Raw genomic sequence first — 3,527 nt, forward strand, 5'->3', positions numbered from 1 at the left:
CAGCCAGGGCAGCGACAGCAGCAGGCGCTTGAACGGGATCAGCAGGTTGAGCAGGAGGAAATCCTTGAAGGCCTCGAGCTGGGTGAAGAAGTTGACGTTGATCCACTCGATGACCTCGGCCCAGAAGCTGCCGGTCGAGAGCCGCCCGGCCTCCGGGAAGGTCTGGAAGCCCGCCTCGACGAGCCCGAGCAGCCCGCTGCCGACGACGAGGACGATGGCGCCGAGGACGTAGGGGTGCCGCGCCACCAGCGGCCGGCGATCCTCGCCCCGATGCGGCTGCGACTGCAGCCGGCTCGCCACCGCCTGGCTCAGCCGGTCGAGCACGATGGCGAGGGCCACGATGGCGAAGCCGGCCTCGAGCCCGACGCCGAAATCGAGCCGGCGCAGCGCGCCCAGCACCTCGAAGCCCAGCCCGCCCGCCCCGATCATCGAGGCGATGATGACGATGTTGAGCGACAGCATGATCACCTGATTGGCCCCGACCATCAGACCGGGCATCGCCGCGGGCAGCATCACCTTCCACATCCGCTGGCGCGGGGTCGCGCCGACCATGCGGCCGAGTTCGTCGATCTCGGCGGGGACCGAGCGCAACGCATGCACGGTGAGCCGCGTCATCGGCGGCATGGCGTAGATGATGGTGGCAACGATCGCCGCCGTCGGCCCGAAGCCGAACAGGAACAGCACCGGCACGAGATAGGCGAACACCGGCACGGTCTGCATCAGGTCGAGCAGCGGCGTGATCGCCTTTTCGAACAGCGGCAGGCGGTAGCTCAGCACCCCCAGGAACAGGCCGAGCACCACGCCGAGCGGCACCGCGATGAGGATGGAGGCAAGCGTCGTCATCGCCGCGCCCCACTGCCCGAACAGCGCGATGAAAGCCATCAGCGCCACCACCAGCGCGGCGAGCCGCCAGCCGCCGGCCCACAGGCCGACGAGCCCGAGCCCGCCGATCAGCGCTATCCAGGAGATCGGCGGCACGATCTGCACGCCGGCCGAACCCGAGCTGGTCATGAACCCGGTGGCGATGAGGCTCGAGGCGAACCAGTAGGGCAGCTCGATCAGGGCGGCGATGAAGCGGGTGAGGTCGACAAAGCTGAACAGGCCGAAGCCGGCCTCGTTCACCAGCCATTTCATCAGATCGCCGACATAGCGCATGGCCGGGATCTGTGCGGCCTTGGGATAGTCCACCGCCCAGCCCGAGCCGAACCACCACAACGCCACGAAAGCCACTCCGGCGACCAGCCAAGCCAGCCACCAGCCGGCGCGCGGCAACGGCCGGCGCGGTACCTGCGCTGTGTCCGCAAGGGCCATCTCAGCCTTCCATCAGCACGGTGACGACCTGCTCGCGCTCGATCAGCCCGACCGTCGCGCCGTCGGCATCGACGACCTCGAGCGCCGCCGCCGACGGGCCGAACAGCGGCGCCGCCTGCGCGATGGTGGCGGTTGCCGGCACCCTGCCGCTGGTCGGCCGCCCGTCATGCGGCCGCATCAGCGCGGCGGCCCGGATCACCTTGGCGCGCGCGACATTGTGGGTGAAGGCCGCGACGTAGGGATCTGCCGGTCGCAGCACGATCTCCTCGGGCGTGCCGACCTGCACCACCCGCCCGTCCTTCATGATGGCGATGCGATCGGCGAGGCGGATCGCCTCGTCGAAATCGTGGGTGATGAAGACGATGGTCTTCTTCAGCACCGATTGCAGCCGGATGAACTCATCCTGCATCTCGCGCCGGATCAGCGGATCGAGGGCCGAGAACGGCTCGTCGAGGAACCACAGCTCCGGCTCGACCGAGAGCGAGCGCGCGATGCCGACCCGCTGCTGCTGCCCACCCGAGAGTTCGCGCGGGAAGAATGCCTCGCGGCCGCCGAGGCCGACGAGCTCGATCAGTTCGCGCGCCCGCTTCTCGCGCCTGGCCCGGTCGACGCCCTGGATTTCGAGCGGAAAGGCGACATTGGCGAGCACGCTCAGGTGCGGCAGCAGCGCGAAGTGCTGGAACACCATCCCCATCTGGTGCCGCCTGACCTCGATCATCCGCTTCTCGGAAGCGGCCAGCAGGTTCTCGCCGTTGAACACGATCTCGCCGCCGGTCGGCTCGATCAGGCGCGACATGCAGCGCACCAGCGTCGACTTGCCCGAGCCCGACAGCCCCATGATGACGAAGCTCTCGCCGGCATGCACCTTGAGGCTGACGTCGCGCACGCCGGCGATCAGCCCGTGCTCGCTCAGTTGCGCATCGGTCGGGCGGCCGCCGCTCGAGCGATAGACCGTGCCGGCGTGGTGGCCGAACAGCTTCCACACCGAGCGGCATTCGAGCTTGACGGGGGCGTCCGTCGGGATGGTCATGTGGCGGCGACCCGGGCGTCAGGGGAACGGGGCGCCGATGGCGCCCCGCGCACGGATTACTGGATCCAGGCCGACCAGCGCGCCTCGTTGGCCGCGATCCAGGCGTCGGCGACATCCTGCACCGACTTGCCGTTGAGATCGACCTCGGTGATCATCTGGCCCATCTCGGCATTGTCGATGCTGAACGCCTGGATCGCCTTGTGGGCCCCCGGCCACTTGTCCTTGAGACCGGCCCAGCCGGCCTTCCAGATCGCACCGAACGGCTTGCCGCAATCATAGGCCTCGTTCGCATTGCCGCCCCAGGCCGGATCGGCGTAGCACTCGGGCGTGTACTGGGGGAACTCGACCCACTCGCCCTCGTACTTGGCCACGGCCCAGTGCGGGGCGTAGATCCACAGCATGATCGGCGCCTGACGCTGGTAGGCGGACTCGAGCTCGGCGAACAGAGCCGCGTCTGTGCCGGCATGCACCACCTCGAACGGCAGGCCGAGCGCCGAAACGCGTTCCTCGTCGAACCCGCCCCAGGTCACCGGACCCCCGAGATAGCGGCCGTTCGGCGCCGTCTCGGCCGTCGAGAACGCCTCGGCGCAGGCCGGATCGAGCAGGGCCTCCCAGTTCGGCAGCCCCGGGCACTTTTCCTTCATGTAGGTGGGATACCACCACTCTTCCTTGGCCTGCATGCCGGTCTCGCCGAGGTTCTCGACCTTGCCGGTCGCGACGGCGGCATCGAGCGCCTCCTGCCCGGTGGTGGCCCAGATCTCCATCGCGACATGCAGATCGCCCGACTCGAGGCCGGCGAACTGCGCCAGGTAGTCGGCGGTCACCAGCTCCACATTGTAACCGGCCTTCTTGAGCACCTCGGCCATCAGCTGGGTGGTGATCAACTGCCCGGTCCAGTCATGCAGCGTCAGCTTGATCGGATCGGTCGATTCCGGCGCCGCGGCGGCCGGCAGCGCGGTGATCGCCAGGCTCGCGCCCAGCGCCAGAGCAGACAAGAGGTTACGCAGAGTTTTCGGCATGCTGTTCGTCCCTTCCCCGGTTGCGCCCCCTCGCCTGCTTGCGAGCGGCCACTGGCACCCGGCTGGAAGTTGAACTGCAAGCGTTTCACCGAGTCAATCGAGCGTGTTGACATTCTGTGGCATTCCCGTCGAATACCGCCCGACCAGCAGCAGACTGCACAATTTCT

The 3,527-nt window shown here is 68.1% G+C and carries 3 protein-coding genes; all 3 read right to left on the bottom strand.

The window, feature by feature from the left end; all coding sequences use genetic code 11:
• Window positions 1–1,311, bottom strand: a 1,311-nt coding sequence (locus ACE3TU_RS20345; RefSeq protein WP_374627567.1) for an ABC transporter permease, incomplete at its 3' end; no start/stop codon positions are given.
• 1 nt (window position 1,312) lies between these two features.
• Window positions 1,313–2,341, bottom strand: coding sequence for a glycine betaine/L-proline ABC transporter ATP-binding protein (locus tag ACE3TU_RS20350; RefSeq protein ID WP_374627569.1), 1,029 nt, complete (start codon window positions 2,339–2,341; stop codon window positions 1,313–1,315).
• Window positions 2,342–2,397: 56 nt separating this feature from the next.
• Window positions 2,398–3,360 carry an ABC transporter substrate-binding protein gene (locus ACE3TU_RS20355; protein WP_374627571.1) on the bottom strand — a complete coding sequence of 321 codons (963 nt, stop codon included), beginning with the start codon at window positions 3,358–3,360 and terminating at the stop codon, window positions 2,398–2,400.
• Window positions 3,361–3,527 lie beyond the last annotated feature (167 nt).

This window comes from Devosia sp. (assembly GCF_041917035.1).
In the GTDB taxonomy this organism is placed as follows: Bacteria; Pseudomonadota; Alphaproteobacteria; order Rhizobiales; family Devosiaceae; genus Devosia_A.